The sequence below is a fragment of the Allobosea sp. UNC402CLCol genome (assembly GCF_000745475.1).
GTDB classification, from domain to species: Bacteria; Pseudomonadota; Alphaproteobacteria; order Rhizobiales; family Beijerinckiaceae; genus Allobosea; species Allobosea spartocytisi.
The window spans coordinates 435361-452141 of the sequence record NZ_KN050692.1 but is presented as its reverse complement, the minus strand read 5'-3'; the positions used below and the strand labels follow the sequence as shown (position 1 = coordinate 452141).

Sequence of the window (16781 nt, the reverse complement as noted above, 5' to 3'; positions counted from 1 at the left end):
TGGTGCTCTGGAGGAGGCGTCGATGCGCATTGCGGTCGTGGGCGGCGGGCCGGCAGGGCTCTATTTCGCGCTGCTGATGAAACGTGACTGGCCGGAGATTGCGGTCGATGTCTTCGAGCGCAACCAGGCCGACGACACCTTCGGCTTCGGCGTCGTGTTCTCCGATCAGACGCTCGACACGTTCAAGGCGGCGGATGCCGAGAGCTATGCCGCGATCCGCGACAACTTCGCCTATTGGGACGACATCGAGATCCACTTCAAGGACACGGTCCACCGCGTTCCCGGCAACGGCTTCTGCGGCTGCTCGCGTCGCTCGCTGCTGATGCTGGTGCAGGCGAGGGCACGCGCTCTCGGCGTCGACCTGCATTTCGGCGACGAGATTGCCGATATCGAGGCTCTGAAGCGCGATTACGACCTCGTTGTCGCTGCCGACGGCATCAACAGCCGCATCCGCGAGAACTGGCGCGACCGCTTCCAGCCGCAGACCGACCTGCGGCCGAACAAGTTCACCTGGATGGGCTCGACCCGCCCCTTCGACGCCTTCACCTTCTTCTTCAAGCAGACCGAGCACGGGCTCTTCATCGCCCATTGCTACCAGTACGAGGCCGGGCGCTCGACCTGGGTGCTGGAAACCGACCCCGAGACCTTCGAGAAGGCCGGGCTCGGCAAACTCGACGAGGCGCAGTCGGCCGCCTTCCTCGAAGGCGTCTTCGCGGAGGAGCTCGAAGGCCACAAGCTCATCACCAACCGCTCGCTCTGGCGCAATTTCCCGATGATCCGCTGCCGCCACTGGGTGAGCGAGAATGTCGTGCTGATCGGCGACGCCAAGGCGACGGCGCATTTCTCGATCGGCTCCGGCACCAAGCTCGCGATGGAGGACGCGATCGCGCTTCACAGGGCGATGGGGCAGGCGAAGCTCGATGTCGCGGCGGGCCTGAGGCTGTTCGAGACGCAGCGCCGCGAGGAGGTCGAGAAGACCCAGCATGCCGCGGATGTCTCGCTGGTCTGGTTCGAGGAATTGAAGCGCTTCTGGGATTTCGAGCCGCTGCGCTTCGCATTCGGCCTGATGACCCGCTCCAAGGCGATCACCTACGACAACCTCGCCCTGCGTGCGCCGGAGATGGTCGCAGCCGTCGACAAGCTCGTCGCGGATGGGCTCGGAGACCTCGCCAAGCGCCGCAAGGACGGCTCGCCGGTCCCGCCGGCCTTCCAGCCTTTCAGGCTGCGCGAGATGCAGGTCGAGAACCGCATGACGCTCTCGCCGATGTGCCAGTATTCCGCCGAGGACGGCCTGCCGGGCGACTGGCACCTGATGCATTACGGCTCGCGCGCCATCGGCGGCCCGGGCCTGATCTTCACCGAGATGACTTGCATCGCGCCCGATGCCCGGATCACCCCCGGCTGCACCGGCCTGTGGAACGACGAGCAGGAAGCCGCCTGGAAGCGCATCGTCGATTTCGTGCACGGCCACTCGGCCGCGAAGATCTGCCTCCAGCTCGGCCATGCCGGCCGCAAGGGCGCGACCAAGCTGATGTGGGAGGGCATGGACCGCCCGCTGCCGGAAGGCGCCTGGCCGATCATCTCCGCATCGCCGCTGCCCTATTACCCGGAAAGCCAGGTGCCGCGCGAGATGACCCGCGCCGACATGGACCGGGTCAAGGCGGAATTCGTCGCGGCCGCCGAACGGGGGATGCGCGCCGGTTTCGACATGCTGGAGCTGCACTGCGCCCATGGCTATCTGCTGGCGAGCTTCCTCTCGCCGCTGACCAACAAGCGCACGGACGACTATGGCGGCTCGGTCGAGAACCGCCTGCGCTTCCCGCTGGAGGTCTTCCGGGCGCTGCGCGAGGCCTGGCCGCGCGAGAAGCCGATATCGGTGCGCGTCTCAGCGACGGACTGGGCCGAAGGCGGGCTCTCGGCGGCGGATTCCGTGGCGATCGCCGAGGCTTTCGCCGCCGAGGGCTGCGATCTCGTCGACGTCTCGACCGGCCAGACCACGCGGGAATCACGCCCCATCTACGGCCGCATGTTCCAGACGCCGTTCTCGGACCGCATCCGCAACGAGGCTGATGTCGCGACCATGTGCGTTGGCAACATCACGACAGTCGATCAGGTCAACACCATCGTCGCCGCCGGCCGCGCCGATCTCGTCGCGCTCGGGCGCCCGCACCTCGCCGACCCGTCCTTCGTGCTGCGCGCGGCCGCCTGGTACGGGGTCGATGTCGCCCAGCCGGTGCCGTATCAGCCCGGCAAGGACCAGCTCATGCGCAACACCCCGCGCGAGCGCGAGGAGCTGGAAGCGCTGAAGCTCAAGGCCAAGCCGACGCGCCACGCCGCCCAGGCATGAGGCCTCGGCTCGTTGGCGGCGCTCGTTACTTGCCGCCCTGCGAACGCCCCGAAGGCGAGACGTCGGGGATGGTCGGCGCGGTCGTCGGGCGTTCCCCGAAAGGATTGGCCGAGGGCGGGTTACGCCGCAGGCGGAAGGCGAGATAGACGCCGGTCGCGGCCGAGAGCAGGCCGAGATAGATCAGCATCCCCTGCGGCCCGATGACCTGCATGAAGGCGGTCGAGACCAGCGGGCCGATGGCCGAGCCCGTCGCCCAGAGGAAGAGGAGCTGCGCCGAGAGGCCGAGCGCCCGCTCGCGGCCGAGCCGGAAATAGGCATGGGCGACGGCAACGGTATAGATCGGCATGCTGCCGGCGCCGATCAGCGCGAACAGCCCGAACAGCCAGAACCGGCTATGGGGCAGGGCGAACCAGAGCACGACGCCCAGCGCCAGCGTGCAGAGCACCACCGAGGCGGTGGCGCTCAGCATGATCTTGCGGCTCTCGACCCGGTCCGCCAGCAGGCCGAGCGGCCATTGCAGCACCAGCGCGCCGATCTGGATGCCGGCGGTCAGCAGGATCGCCCATTTCTGGTCGAGGCCGATCAGGATGCCATAGGCCGGCGCGACGTTGGAGAGCGCCCCGCCCATCAGCCCGACATAGAGGCAGCCGATGACGGCGGCCGGGGCATACTGCCAGATCGTGTTCAGCCTGACCGAGATCACGGCGCCCGATTCCGGGCCCCTGGCTTTCGTCATGCCGACCGGGATCAGCGCCAGCGAGAACGCAGCGCTGGCGAACAGGAAGATCTCGCTCGACTGCATCGCGACATAGCCGACGCCGATCTGCGAGCCGATCAGGGCAAGCCGGTTGATGATCTGATACAGGCCGAAGATGCGCCCGCGCTGGCCCGCCTTCGCCTGGCCGCTGATCCAGCTCTCGATGCAGATGGCATGGCCCGCGCCGGCGAAGCCCATGCCCAGCCGCGACAGGCCCCAGATGTCGATCGGCGTCTGCCCGAAGCTCAGCGTCAGCACTGCCTGCAACGCCGCGAAGACGGCAAAGGCGCGGATATGCCCCACGCGCCGGATGAAGGCGGGAATGATGAAGCAGCCGGCGAGGAAGCCGACCGAATAGGCCGAGCCGACCAGGCCGATCAGCAGCGGCGCCTTCTGGGCGAGCGCCATCTTGAGCGGGATGACCGTGTTCACGATCGTCGCGGCGATCTGCAGGATGAGTGCGCCGCTCACGATGGCGCCGAGCGCCGCGACCGAACTCGTTCTCGCCTCGGCTGGCGGCGTCACCGGAGGCGCTGCCTCCTGCGTGGCCGTCTCTGCGGGCTGCGGTCCTTGCGACATGTGCGATTCGGCCAGGCTGGGGAGAGGACCGGGTCCCTTCGCCCGGAAAGATGAACTAATCGCGGCGGGTGAGCCAGAAAAACCCTCTCTTTGCGAATGACCGCCCTGCGCCTTGCAACCCGCGCCTTGATGGTGCCGCCTTTGCGTGGCCTTCGGGGCCCGCGACACGTCGCGCCGCTTCACCACCCACCGCCTAAAAAAAGCGCGGTCGGCTTCACCGACGATTAACCAACACGGCGCTTTATCGGAGAAGAACGTAGTTTGGGTTCTCCCAGCATGGCCGGACGCATCGTCACGCGCCGCGCATCCCGTTGCCTCGGGGTGTGGCGGAACGAGCATGCGCGCCTGTCGAGGCCGGGCGTGGCGTTGGCGTATCGAGAGTGCGGGCAATGAGCTATGGCAGACATGCGCGGCGGAGCGGGGCGCCCCATCTGCGTCTTCGGCGGCGTCGCCGCCCCATCGGCCGGACCCTGTTCTGGGCGGCCGCGCTCTGCCTTGGAGCGATGACGGGCTTCCGCTTGCTCGATCATGTCGCGCCGCATGATCCCAGCGTCGATGTTGCCGCCAACGACAAGAAAGCCGCCATCTCCCAGGTGATCAGGCCACCTGCGCCGGAGCGCCTCGCCGGAACGACCACCGAGCGGGCCTATGGCGGCCTGCTCGATCCGCATTTCGCCGGCACGACCCCGACCTCGCTCGCGCAGAGCCGGCCGGTCGGCTCCGCGATGCGCCTGGCCGCGGTGCCGGAAGCGCTCGATCTGCCGGATTCGGGTTCGGTTCTGCCGCTGCCGTCGCAGGCGCCCGTGAGCCTGGCCGAAAAGGCGCCGCTGCCGGCGTCGCGCCCCTCGGAGCTGATCGCGTCCGTTCCGCCCGAGACGGCCTCGCAGGAGATCGCCGGCCTCGCTGCCGCTCCGTTCCCCGTGCCGCGTCCGGCCGAGCTGGTGCCGCCGCCTGCCGAGGCCCAGCCGCCGCGCCTGGCGCAGCAGCCGGCGACATCGGCCCGCCGCAGCCGGGTCGCTGCCGCCACGCCCGCGCCGACGCCTGAGGACAACCGCAATTTCTTCGAGAAGCTCTTCGGCGTGCAGAAGCAGCAGCCGGCGGGCACGGCGCTGGCCTATGCCGCGCCGCAGGATGACGTCGTCGACCGCGGGCGCGTCGCACGTCTCAGCCCCTCGGCCGGCACGCCGCCGCGCACCGCCGAGGCCGGCACCGCGATCTACGATATTAGCGCCAAGATGGTCTACATGCCCAATGGCGAGCGGCTCGAGGCCCATTCCGGCCTGGGCGAGATGATGGATGATCCCAGCTACGCCCATGTCCGCATGAAGGGCGTCACCCCGCCGCACACCTACACGCTGACCGAGCGCGAGGCGCTGTTCCATGGCGTGCGCGCCATCCGGCTCAATCCGGTCGGCGGCTCGGGCGCGATCCACGGCCGCGCCGGTCTCCTCGCCCACACCTATCTGCTCGGGCCGCGCGGCGACTCGAACGGCTGCATCTCGTTCAAGGACTATGAGCGCTTCCTGCAGGCCTTCCTGCGCGGCGAGGTGAGACGGATCGTGGTGGTCGCGAGCCTGTGACGGAAGCACGCCGTCATTAGGGGCATGTCACAAGCATGAGCCCGGAACGACCCGTGGTCCGGGTAAAGCCAGCAAGCTCTAGCGCCGTTGCGAACGGTTCCCGATCCACAGCACGGCGCCTGTGACCATCAGAACGCAGCCCAGGAAGAAGGGCGGGATGAACAGGCTGAGCGCCTCGGTATCCTCCCAGCGCAGGCGGAAGTTCTTGCAGCCTCCGCAGGCGTAGGCGTTGAGCCAGACCCAGCCCGCGAAGGTCACGGAGCAGACGAGTGCCCCGAGACCTGCAAATAACCAGCTCGCCAGACGCATGACCGCGCTGTCTCTCGCGAAAGCGAGCGGCCTCAGCCGCTTGCCGTCTTGGCCTTGGCGGGAGCCTTCGTGGCTGCAGCCTTCTTGGCCGGCGCCTTCTTCGCGGCGGGCTTTTTCGCCGGTGCCTTGGCCTTTGCCGCAGCACCCGCGGCCTTCGCCTTGCCCTTGGCGCCGCCTTTCGCCTCGGCCTTGGCGTTCGCCAGCTCGATGGCCTGCTCCAGCGTGATGCCCTCCGCAGTCATCGTCTTGGGCAGTGTCGCGAAGATCTTGCCCCAGGCGACATAGGGGCCGTATTTGCCGGCCTTCACTTCCAGCGCGCCGCCGGCGGGATGATCGCCGAGCGCCCGTCCCGGTGTCGATGCCCGGCCGCCGCGCCCACCGCCGCTCTCCTTGGCGACGATCAGGTCGATGGCGCGGTTGGCGCCGAGCTCGAGCACGTCGTCGCCCTTGTCGATATTGGCGTAGGTCTTGCCGTGCTGCACGTAAGGCCCGTAGCGACCGATGCCGACGAGGATGGGCTCGCCGCTTTCGGGGTGCCGCGCCACCTCACGCGGCAGCGAGAGCAGGGCGAGTGCCTTCTCCAGCGTCACGCTGGCCGGGCTCATGCCCTTGGGCAGGCTGGAGCGCTTCGGCTTCTCGCCCTCGCCGAGCTGGATATAGGGGCCGAAGCGGCCGTCGCGCATCGTGACCTCGAGGCTCGTCACCGGATCGGTGCCGAGGATGCGCACGCCGGGCGCGCCCTGGCCGCCCTCGGCCGAGGCCTCGCCATCGGCGGCGGGCACGGAGAGGGGCCGCGTATAGCGGCATTCCGGATAGTTCGAGCAGCCGACGAAGGCGCCGAACTTGCCGAGCTTGAGCGAAAGCTGGCCGTTGCCGCAGGTCGGGCAGATCCGCGGGTCGGAACCGTCGGCCTTCTGCGGGAAGATATAGTCGCCGAGGACGCCGTTCAGCGCCTCCAGCACGTCGCCGACGCGCAGATCCTTGGTCTCGCCGATGGAGGCGGTGAATTCCTCCCAAAACTCGCGCAGCAGCGCCTTCCAGTCGATCTCGGCGTTGGAGACGCGGTCGAGCTTCTCTTCCAGGTTCGCGGTGAAGTCGAACTCGACATAGCGCTTGAAGAAGCTCTCCAGGAACGAGGTCACCAGCATGCCCTTGTCCTCGGGCACGAGGCGCTTCTTCTCGATGCGGACATATTCGCGGTCGCGCAGGGTCGAGAGCGTCGCGGCATAGGTCGAGGGCCGGCCGATGCCGAGCTCTTCCATGCGCTTGACCAGGCTTGCTTCCGAGAAGCGCGGCGGCGGCTCGGTGAAATGCTGGTCGGCGGCGATGGCGCGCTTCTCCAGCCTGTCGGCCGCCTTCATCGCCGGCAGCTTCTTGGAGTCCTCGTCCTCCTCGTCGTCGCGGCTTTCCTGATAGAGCGTCAGGAAGCCGTCGAAGAGCACGACCTGGCCGGAGGCGCGCAGCTCCAGATTGCGGGCGCCGACCTTGGCCGCGATATCGACCGTGGTGCGTTCCATCTCGGCCGATTCCATCTGGCTCGCGATGGTGCGCTTCCAGATCAGCTCGTAGAGCTTGGCCTGTTCCGGCTCGAGATGACGCATGACCTGCGCCGGCAGGCGGCCGAGATCGGTCGGGCGGATGGCCTCGTGAGCTTCCTGCGCGTTCTTGGCCTTGACCGTGTATTTGCGCGGCACGCTCGGCACGTAGCGGTCGCCGAATTCCTTGCCGATGACGCTGCGCGCGGCGGTGATGGCCGAGCCGTCCATGTCGACGCCGTCGGTTCGCATATAGGTGATGAGGCCGACCGTCTCGCCGCCGATATCGACGCCCTCATAGAGGCGCTGGGCGAGCTGCATGGTCCGGGCCGGGGCGAGACCCAGCTTGCGCGAGGCTTCCTGCTGCAGCGTCGAGGTCTGGAAGGGCGGGTAGGGGTGGCGCTTGACCGGCTTGGCCTCGACCTCGGTCACGGTGAAGAGCGCGGTTTCCAGGGCCTCCTTGAAGGCCTTGGCCTCCTCGGCATTGCCGATGTCGAGCCTTGCGATCTTCTTGCCGTCGGCGCCGACGAGACGGGCCTCGAAGGTCTGACCGGATTCGGTCGCGAGCGTCGCGACGAGCGACCAGTATTCGCGGGCCCGGAAGGCCTCGATCTCGCGTTCGCGGTCGCAGACGAGGCGCAGCGCGACCGACTGCACGCGGCCGGCCGAGCGGGCACCTGGGAGCTTGCGCCACAGCACCGGCGAAAGGGTGAAGCCGACGAGGTAGTCGAGCGCGCGCCGGGCCAGATAGGCATCGACCAGCGCCTGGTCGATCGCACGCGGATTGGCCAACGCCTTCTGCACGGCGTCCTTGGTCACGGCGTTGAAGGTGACGCGCTCGACGGGGATGCCCTTGAGCACGCGCTTCTGGTTCAGGGCCTCCAGCACATGCCAGGAGATCGCCTCGCCCTCGCGATCCGGGTCGGTGGCGAGGATCAGCTTCTCGGCGCCCTTCACGGCGCGCGCGATCTCGGCGACCTGCTTGGCGCCGCGCCCCTCGATCTCCCACTTCATCGCGAAATCATTGTCGGGCTCGACCGAGCCGTCCTTGGCCGGCAGGTCGCGAATGTGCCCGAACGAGGCGATGACCTCGTAGTCGGAGCCGAGATATTTGTTGATCGTCTTGGCCTTGGCCGGCGACTCGACGACGAGGAGCTTCATGGTTTTCGTGTCTCGATGACAGCCCTGATCAGAGCGCGGAACCGGCCGTAACGGACGGGTCCGCGACCCGCAAGACCTGTGCGGTTCGGAATTGCGCGCGAAAGTGGTTCAGCGGGCGAGCCGTGTCAAACGCCGATTGCGCTTTCCGGGATGGGGGAGAGCGTTTAGGGCCTTCCACGGGGTAGCACCGGTCACATGGGGAGAAGAGCGTGTCGTCGCAAGCACAGATCAAGCGCATGACGGCGTTGGACATCCGCAGCCGCAAGGCGGCTGAGCCGATCGTCTCGCTGACGGCCTATACCGCGCCGATGGCGGCGCTGGCCGACCGCCATTGCGATTTCCTGCTCGTCGGTGACTCGCTGGGCATGGTCGTGCACGGCCTCGACAGCACCGTGCCGGTGACGCTGGAGATGATGATCCTGCACGGGCAGGCGGTCATGCGCGGCTCCCGTCGCGCGCTGATCGTCGTCGACATGCCCTTCGGCAGCTATGAGGAGAGCCCCGAGCAGGCCTTCCGCAACGCCGCCCGCATCATGCAGGAGACCGGCTGCGGGGCGGTGAAGCTCGAAGGCGGGCAGCGCATGGCCAAGACCATCGCCTTCCTCGTCGAGCGCGGCATTCCGGTGATGGCCCATGTCGGCTTGACGCCACAGGCGGTCAATGTGCTCGGCGGCTTCAAGGCGCAGGGGCGTAACCGGGCCGAATGGCCGGCGATCATCGCCGATGCCGAGGCGGTGACCGAGGCCGGCGCCTTCGCCGTGGTGCTGGAGGCGGTGGCCGAGCCGCTCGCGGCGGAGATCACCGCCAGGATCGCGATCCCGACCATCGGCATCGGTGCCTCCGCCGCCTGCGACGGGCAGGTGCTCGTGCTCGACGACATGCTCGGCTTGACCGGGCGCGTGCCGAAATTCGTCAAGCTCTTCGGCAATCTCGCCGAGGGGGTCGACAAGGCCGTGGCGGACTACGCCGCCGAGGTTCGAGCCCGACGCTTTCCCGGACCTGAGCAGGTTTATGCCGTGAAGGAAGGCTGAGGCGCGCTCAGGCCTGCGCCGCCAGCAGCCGGTCGATGAAGCCCTCGGTCGAGGCGCCCTCGATCCAGCGCAGCACCGCGACGATGTCGCGCTCCGGCTCGACCCAGATCACGTTGCTGCCGGCGCCCAGCGCCGAGAATGCGGTCTGCGGAACGCCCGGCCGCGCCGCCGGGCCGCGCGCCAGCCACCACAGATAGCCGTAATTGCCGAGCGTGGGGGAGGGCGTCAGCGAGCGTTCGATCCAGCTGCGGGAAACGAGCTGCCGGCCGTTCCACTCGCCCTTGCGGCCGATCAGCAGGCCGAAGCGGGCATGGTCGCGGGCGCCGATGAAGAGCCCGCCGCCCCAATGCCCGCCGCCGGGCACGGACTGGATGCGCCGGCCATCGATCTCGACGAAGGACGAGCTGTAGCCCTCCCATCGCCAGTCCGGCGAGGCGCCGACCGGGTCCATGATCCGTTCGCGCAGCACCTCCGGCAGCGGCCGGCGGAAAAGCTGGAGAAGGGCATAGGCAAGGACGTTCACGCGGACATCGTTATATTCGTAGAAGGAGCCGGGATCCCTGAGCTCGCGGCGCTGACCCTTGCGGCTGTTGTCGGCGCCGGGGCCGATCTGACGGTTGTGATCGACCTGATCGGATTTCCCGAAGATCTCGCCTTGCCATTCGCTCGACTGCTGCAGCAGGTGCCGCCAGGTGATCTGGCCGTTATGCGGCCCGGCGAAAGCGGGATCATCCACGCTTTTGCCGATGGGTTCCTCGACATCGCGGATCAGCCCGTCGTCGAAGGCGACGCCGGCGAGCACCGAAAGATAGCTTTTCGCAATCGAGAAGGTCATGTCGGTGCGGCCGGTGTCGCCCCATTCGGCAACGATACGCCCGCCCTTCAGAATCAGCCCGGCCGGGCCGCCGCGCTCGCGCACCGGGCCGACGATCTCGGTCCAGGGGCCGGTCTCGTTCCATTCGACATTCCCGACATAGGAGCCGTCCGGATAATAGAGGCTGCGCGGCCAGGGGCTCTCATGGCCTTGCGCGAAAGTGACGGCCTCGCCGAGCCGCCCGGCATCGAAGCCGGCCTCGGCCGGGGCGATGGTCTGCCAATCGGCTCCGTGAGGCGCCGGAACATGAGCGGTCGTAGAAGCGGACAAGGCGAATTCCTTCGGCAAACGCAGGCAGCGGACGGATCGGATTCTGACCTAGCGCCAATCGCAGGCAAGCTCCACCGCTGCGCGCGGCATAGCGGTCTTTCCTGTTCGGAGCGGCTTGCACCTCGGGCGAGTCGCGCCTAAACAGCCTGCTTCAAATGACATCGCCAGCGCCGCTCTATCCGCACCGCCACCTGCTCGGCATCGAGGGGTTGTCCCATCTCGACATCGAGGGCCTGTTGGACCGGGCCGAGGATTATGTCGCGCTGTCGCGGCAGGTCGAGAAGAAGGCGGCGACCTTGCGCGGCCGCACCCAGATCAATCTGTTCTTCGAGCCTTCGACCCGCACGCAGGCTTCCTTCGAGCTCGCCGGCAAGCGGCTCGGCGCCGACGTCATGAACATGTCGGTCGCCTCCTCCTCGGTGAAGAAGGGCGAGACGCTGATCGACACCGCCGCGACGCTCAACGCCATGCGGCCCGACATCATTGTCGTGCGCCACCATGCCGCCGGCGCGGTCAACCTGCTCGCCCGCAAGGTGGGCTGCTCGGTGGTCAACGCCGGCGACGGCGCCCATGAGCATCCGACCCAGGCCCTGCTCGACGCCCTGACCATCCGCCGCAACAAGGGCCGCATCCAGGGGCTGACGGTGGCGATCTGCGGCGACATCCTGCATTCGCGCGTCGCCCGCTCCAACATCATCCTGCTGAATGCGCTGGGCGCAAAAGTCCGGCTGATCGCGCCGACGACGCTGCTGCCGCCGGGTATCGAGCGCATGGGCGTCGAACTCTTCACCGACATGAACAAGGGGCTCGAAGGCGCTGACATCGTGATGATGTTGCGCCTCCAGCTCGAACGCATGCATGGCGCCTTCGTGCCGTCCCCGAAGGAGTATTTCCGCTATTACGGGCTCGACCGCGAGAAACTGGAACGTGCCGCGCCCGATGCGCTGGTGATGCATCCCGGCCCGATGAACCGCGGCGTCGAGATCTCCTCGGAGGTGGCCGACGGTGCCCAGTCGCTGATCCGGGAGCAGGTCGAGATGGGCGTCGCCGTCCGCATGGCGGTGCTCGACGCGCTCGCACAGCACCTGCCGAATGTCTGAGGCCGATGGACGGAGCTCTCGCCTGGCTGCTTCGAACGATGCGCCGGGTGCGGTTCGTCTTCGTCGGGCTCTATCTCGTGGTCGCGGCCGGCTATCTCTGGGCCGATCCGCACGCCGGCTGGACCTGGTTCATCGTCCTGGCCGGTGCAGGGCTCTGTCTGCTGTTCTGGGGGCTCGTCGCCTTCTGGAGCTTCGTCTTTACGCGCCGGCCGGATGCTGACGGCCGCAATGGAACGGATCATGGCTGAAACGCAGGACATCGCAGCGCAGGACATCGCGATCGTCAACGCCCGGCTGGTCGATCCGGCCACGGGTCGCGAAGGGGCGGGTTCGGTCCTGCTGCGCGATGGCGCCATCGCGGCCGTGGAATGGGGCGCGGCGCCGGCGACAGGCGAGAGCGTCCGCCGCATCGATGCGAAGGGACTGGTGCTGACGCCCGGCCTCGTCGATCTGCGCGCCTTCCTCGGTGAGCCCGGCGCGGAGTTCCGCGAGACGCTCGGCTCCGGCTCGCATGCGGCGGCTGCCGGCGGCGTCACCACCGTCGTCTGCCGGCCGGACACCGATCCGCCGATCGACGACCCCGCCATCATCGACTTCCTGAAGCGCCGCGCCCGCGACAAGGCGATCGTCAACGTGCTGCCCTGCGCCGCCCTGACCAAGGGGCTGGAAGGCCGGGAGATCACCGAATTCGGCCTGCTGCTCGAAGCCGGCGCGGTCGCTTTCTGCGACGGCGCCCGGGCGCTGCGCAATCCGCAGGTCATGCGCCGCGCCATGATCTATGCCGGCAATTTCGACGCGCTGATCATGAACCATGTCGAGGATCCCGAGCTGCGCGGTTCCGGCGTGATGAACGAGGGCGAGTTCGCCAGCCGCAAGGGCCTGCCGGGCATTCCGGCCGAGGCCGAGACGGTGATGTTGGAACGCGATCTGCGCCTCGCCCGCGCCACCGGCGCCCGCTACCACGCCGCGATGATCTCCTGCGCGGAATCGGCCGAGTTGGTGCGCCGGGCGAAGCAGGACGGCGTGCGCGTCACCTGCGGCGTCTCGATCAACAACCTCACCCTCAACGAGAACGACGTCGGCGACTACCGCACCTTCTGCAAGGTCTCGCCGCCGCTGCGGTCCGAGGACGAGCGTCTCGCCATGGTCGCGGCGCTGGCCGAGGGCGTGATCGACGTCATCGTCTCCGACCACGATCCGCAGGATGTCGAGACCAAGCGCCAGCCCTTCGCCGAGGCGGCCGACGGCGCGCTCGGCATCGAGACCATGCTGGCGGCCGCGCTGCGCATGGTGCAGTCGGAGCAGATCGGCCTGTCCGCGCTGCTGGCCGCCCTCTCGACGCGCCCCGCCGGGCTGCTCGGGCTTGGCGGCGGCAGGCTTGCTGCGGGCGCCCCGGCCGATCTCATCCTGCTCGACCCCGATGCGCCCTTCGTCGTCGACAAGCGCAAGCTGAAATCCCGCGCCAAGAACTCGCCCTTCGACGAGGCGCGGCTTCAGGGCATCGTGCAGACGACCTTCGTCGGTGGGCGGGCGGTTTACGAGCTCGGGCCGGGCTGAGTTTTCTAAATGGAAGGTATGGGTCATCCCGGGCAAGCGAAGCGCAGACCCGGGATCCACGCCTGAACCTCCGCGGAAAGCGCTCCGGCATGGATCCCGGATCTGCGCCGCCAAAGCGGCTTGTCCGGGAGGACAGCGCGTTTATGGGGGGCGGGCGCTTTCTATTCCCACCGACAAATCCTATTGTGACGCTCGCCAAGGGGGCGAGGGGACTGCATGGCTGAGACGTTGACCTGGGGCCTTTCCGGCTCCGCCACGCTGATTGCCCTCGTTATCGGCTATCTCTTCGGCTCCATCCCCTTCGGCATCATCCTGACGAAGCTCGCCGGCGGGCCGGATCTGCGCAGCATCGGCTCGGGGAATATCGGCGCGACCAATGTGCTGCGCACCGGCAACAAGAAGCTCGCGGCGGCGACCCTCGTCGGTGACATGCTCAAGGGCACGGTGGCCGTCCTCGTCGCCTGGCACTGGCTCGGCGGGCCGCAGGCGGCGCTGGCCGCCGCGGTCGGCGCCTTTCTCGGCCATCTCTTCCCAGTCTGGATCGGCTTCAAGGGCGGCAAGGGTGTCGCGACCTATCTCGGCGTTCTGATCGGCTTCAATGGCTGGATCGCGCTCGCCTTTGCCGCGATCTGGCTCTGCGTGGCCTGGCTCTCGCGCTACTCCTCGCTCGCCGCGCTGACGGCGAGCGTGCTGACGCCGCTGCTGCTCTGGTTTGCCGCCGGGATGCATCAGGCGGCGGCGGTGATGGCCGTCCTCACGATCCTGCTCTGGATCATGCACCGGGCCAATATCGCCCGGCTGTTGGCCGGCAGAGAAGGCAAGATCGGCCAGAAGGGCTGATGGCATGGCTGCTGGCATCGTCCTCTCCGATCGCCAGCGCCTCGATTGGCTGAGGCTGATTCGCAGCGATGGCATCGGGCCGCGCAGCTTCCGCTCCCTCACGAACCGCTTCGGCGGTGCCGGCCCCGCGCTGGAAGCGCTACCCGACCTCGCGCGGCAGGCCGGCCGCAACATCCGCATCTTCCCGGAGGCCGAAGCCGAGCGCGAGATGGAGGGGCTGCGCCGTCTCGGCGGCCGCTTCGTCGCGCTGGGCGAGGCCGACTATCCGCTGCCCCTGCGAGCGATCGATTCCGCGCCGCCGCTCGTCGCGATACGCGGAGAATTCCCGGTGCTGCCGGCGGTGGCGCTGGTCGGCTCGCGCAACGCCTCGGCTGCGGGATTGACCTTCACCCGCCGGCTGGCGCGCGAGATCGGCGAGGCGGGCTTCGCCATCGTCTCCGGCCTCGCACGTGGCATCGACACCGCCGCCCATCAGGCGAGCCTCGCGACCGGAACCGTCGCCGTCCTGGCCGGCGGGCTCGACCGGATCTACCCGCCGCAGAATAGCGGGCTGGCCGAGCGTATCGCAGCCGAGGGCGCCATCGTCAGCGAGATGCCGCTCGGCTACGAGCCGCGCGGCCGTGATTTTCCGCGCCGCAACCGCATCGTCTCAGGGCTCGCGCTCGGCACGGTCGTCGTCGAGGCGGCGCGCCGCTCCGGCTCGCTCATCACCGCGCGCTTCGCCAACGAGCAGGGCAGGCAGGTCTTCGCCGTGCCGGGCTCGCCGCTCGACCCGCGGGCCGAGGGCGGCAACCATCTCATCCGCGAGGGCGCCACGCTCTGCGCCGAAGCCGCGCATGTCGTCGAGGCGCTGCGCCCCATGGTGGGGCGGCGGGACGACCTTTTCCACCAGCATCAGGCCATGCGGGAGGAGGCTGTGGCGAGCGCGGGCGAACCGCTCTGGGACGAGCTCGACCTGCCGGATGTGACGAAGCCGCCGGTCACCGAGGCGGCCGGAAGCGACCGCGATGGCTTTGCGCCCGCGCCGCCGGCCGGGACGGGCGAGGCGGACGATATCGGCTCGAACCTGCTCGGGCTGCTGAGCCCGACGCCGGTCGCTCTGGACGATCTGGTGCGTGCGAGCGGCTATCCGGCGCGGGATGTCGGGCGCGCGCTGATCGAACTGGAATTGACCGGAGCCGTGCTGCGGCATCCTGGAGGCGGCCTGTCGCGCGCGGGCGCCTGAGGGCTTCCCGCTTCGCTACAGGACCGGTCCGGATCAGGCGTCGAGCTTCCGCTCTGCGATCTGCTCGATCTGCGCCGAGGCCTCGATCCGCGCCATTTCGAGGAAATAGGACAGGGTGTCGAGCTTGGCGTTCCGGGCCATCCGGCGCAGCTCCGCCGTCATCCCTTCGATGAAACTCGCGGCCTCGAACGGCGAAAGCGGCCGTTCCGGCAGTTCGGTTTCCTGTCGGCATCGCTATACGCGGACCGGACCTTATCGACCGGATTCATCGCGGGCAGACTCCCTCATGGTTGGAGGCCAGTCGTTCACTGTCGCCGGCTCAACGCCAGTGATGCACTTATAGGGTGTATATGTAATTAAATACAAGTTTTAGGATATGGTTCCGCCCTGTGCTCGCATAAGGCGCCAGCCTTCGGGGCAAGCGGAAGAGAGCCGGTGCGATTGGGCGCTTTTCCTCCAAAATCGGCGGATTCTATCCCAGAAGAAGGACTGCCACCGGTATCGTGGCGAGCGCGAGCAGAGTCTGCAAGGTGGTGATCTCGGCCATGAGCGGCGCGTCTCCGCCGAGGTCCCGGGCCAGGAAATAAGCAGCCGTCGCCGTGGGCACGGCGCCCGCGATGATCGTCATCGTCAGGGCGGGGCCCGTCACGCCGAAAAGCCCGGCAAAGAGCCATGCCGCCAGCGGCATCGCGACGAGCTTGAGCAGAACGGCGACGCCATGCGCCAGGTTCGGTCGGGCCAGCCGCTTCAGGTCGAGCCCGGCCCCGACCACGAGCAGCCCGATCCCGAGCGAGGCGCGGCCGAGCACGTCGAGATAGCCGATGAAGGCCGTGGGCATGGCCCATTGCACCTGGTTGAGGGTGAGCCCCACCGCGGACGACCAGATGAAGGGGTTGTACAGGATCGAGCGGATGGTGGCGCTGGTGCTCATCGGTTTGCCATTCGCGAAGCGTGCCAGCACCAGCACGCAGATCACGTTGAGCAGCGGAATCATCGACGCCACCGCGATCGCCATCAGCGTCGCGCCGGTGCGGCCCTGCAACCCGGAGGCGAGGGCGAGCGCGACGAAGGTGTTCCAGCGCACCGAGCCCTGGAAGATCGAGGTGAAGGCCGGCCCGTCGATGCCGGCCCGCGCGAGCAGCGGGCGCGCCAGCAGCAACAGGGCCGCGACGCTGAGAATGGCGAGGACGAGGCTAAAGCCCATGGCCAGCACGGGCAGGTCGCCGAGATTGGCCATCGCCAGCGTGTAGATGACGACGGCCGGGAAGAGCACCTGATAGGTCAGCCGCTCGACGCCGATCCAATGTGCCGGCGAGACGATCTCGCGAACCTTGAGGAACCAGCCCGTCGCGATGACGAGGAAGACGGCGATCAGGCTGTCGAGCATGACGGGCGGGAACTCGTGGAAATGGCCGGAGGGAACAAAGGCTTCCATCACCGGTTGTAGAGTCGGATGGAAGACCGGCCTGTCCCTCCCATGGCAGGCGGATCGGGAGCAAGCGCGTTGCCATTCAGTCGCCTTTGTCTCCGCCGCATTGCCGCCGTGATTGGTTCAGGTCTCATTCAAGAGTGGCGGCGCAAGATATCCGCAAGGTTCGGGCGCTGCCCCGGGAAAG

Annotated in this window: 13 protein-coding genes; 8 read left to right on the top strand and 5 right to left on the bottom strand. The window is 68.1% G+C overall.

Annotated elements, in window-relative coordinates; genetic code table 11:
* Window positions 1-22: 22 nt before the first annotated feature.
* A complete protein-coding gene (locus GY40_RS24850) occupies window positions 23-2347 on the top strand; it encodes a bifunctional salicylyl-CoA 5-hydroxylase/oxidoreductase (RefSeq protein WP_038368155.1) in 2325 nt (774 codons plus the stop codon).
* 25 nt (window positions 2348-2372) lie between these two features.
* Here the strand turns inward: GY40_RS24850 and GY40_RS24845 are convergent, their stop codons facing one another.
* On the bottom strand, window positions 2373-3629 hold the full coding sequence (locus GY40_RS24845) for an MFS transporter (protein ID WP_197062818.1): 1257 nt from the start codon (window positions 3627-3629) through the stop codon (window positions 2373-2375).
* Window positions 3630-4186: 557 nt separating this feature from the next.
* On the opposite strand from GY40_RS24845, the gene GY40_RS24840 reads away from it, so the two are divergent.
* Entirely contained in the window at window positions 4187-5263 is a 1077-nt protein-coding gene (locus GY40_RS24840) for a tlde1 domain-containing protein (protein WP_051988492.1), read from the top strand.
* A gap of 78 nt (window positions 5264-5341) precedes the next feature.
* Here GY40_RS24840 and GY40_RS24835 read toward each other — a convergent pair whose 3' ends face one another.
* Both GY40_RS24835 and topA read right to left on the bottom strand, forming a co-directional pair.
* Entirely contained in the window at window positions 5342-5572 is a 231-nt protein-coding gene (locus GY40_RS24835) for a hypothetical protein (protein WP_038368152.1), read from the bottom strand.
* Window positions 5573-5604: 32 nt separating this feature from the next.
* Complete coding sequence (topA, locus tag GY40_RS24830) at window positions 5605-8268, bottom strand: type I DNA topoisomerase (RefSeq protein ID WP_038368150.1); 2664 nt, start codon at window positions 8266-8268, stop codon at window positions 5605-5607.
* A gap of 209 nt (window positions 8269-8477) precedes the next feature.
* Here topA and panB point away from each other — a divergent pair, with 209 nt between their 5' ends.
* On the top strand, window positions 8478-9299 hold the full coding sequence (panB, locus tag GY40_RS24825; RefSeq protein ID WP_038368147.1) for a 3-methyl-2-oxobutanoate hydroxymethyltransferase: 822 nt from the start codon (window positions 8478-8480) through the stop codon (window positions 9297-9299).
* Between the two features lie 7 nt (window positions 9300-9306).
* On the opposite strand, the gene GY40_RS24820 is transcribed toward panB, so the two are convergent.
* Window positions 9307-10443 (bottom strand): serine hydrolase domain-containing protein, encoded by a 1137-nt coding sequence (locus tag GY40_RS24820; RefSeq protein ID WP_038368805.1) that lies wholly within the window; start codon window positions 10441-10443, stop codon window positions 9307-9309.
* A 155-nt stretch (window positions 10444-10598) separates the two neighbouring features.
* Here GY40_RS24820 and GY40_RS24815 point away from each other — a divergent pair, with 155 nt between their 5' ends.
* The 5 genes from GY40_RS24815 to dprA all read left to right on the top strand — a co-directional run bounded on the left by GY40_RS24815 (window position 10599) and on the right by dprA (window position 15165).
* Window positions 10599-11543 carry an aspartate carbamoyltransferase catalytic subunit gene (locus tag GY40_RS24815; RefSeq protein ID WP_038368145.1) on the top strand — a complete coding sequence of 315 codons (945 nt, stop codon included), beginning with the start codon at window positions 10599-10601 and terminating at the stop codon, window positions 11541-11543.
* Window positions 11544-11548: 5 nt separating this feature from the next.
* Window positions 11549-11791, top strand: coding sequence for a hypothetical protein (locus GY40_RS24810; RefSeq protein WP_038368143.1), 243 nt, complete (start codon window positions 11549-11551; stop codon window positions 11789-11791).
* On the top strand, window positions 11784-13100 hold the full coding sequence (pyrC, locus tag GY40_RS24805; RefSeq protein ID WP_038368140.1) for a dihydroorotase: 1317 nt from the start codon (window positions 11784-11786) through the stop codon (window positions 13098-13100). Before GY40_RS24810 ends, pyrC begins: the two co-directional genes overlap by 8 nt.
* A gap of 216 nt (window positions 13101-13316) precedes the next feature.
* Entirely contained in the window at window positions 13317-13940 is a 624-nt protein-coding gene (gene plsY, locus GY40_RS24800; protein WP_051988491.1) for a glycerol-3-phosphate 1-O-acyltransferase PlsY, read from the top strand.
* A gap of 4 nt (window positions 13941-13944) precedes the next feature.
* Window positions 13945-15165: a DNA-processing protein DprA gene (gene dprA, locus GY40_RS24795; protein ID WP_248311275.1), complete on the top strand. Its 1221-nt coding sequence runs from the start codon at window positions 13945-13947 to the stop codon at window positions 15163-15165.
* 472 nt (window positions 15166-15637) lie between these two features.
* Here dprA and GY40_RS24790 read toward each other — a convergent pair whose 3' ends face one another.
* Window positions 15638-16600: an AEC family transporter gene (locus tag GY40_RS24790; protein WP_211200309.1), complete on the bottom strand. Its 963-nt coding sequence runs from the start codon at window positions 16598-16600 to the stop codon at window positions 15638-15640.
* Window positions 16601-16781 lie beyond the last annotated feature (181 nt).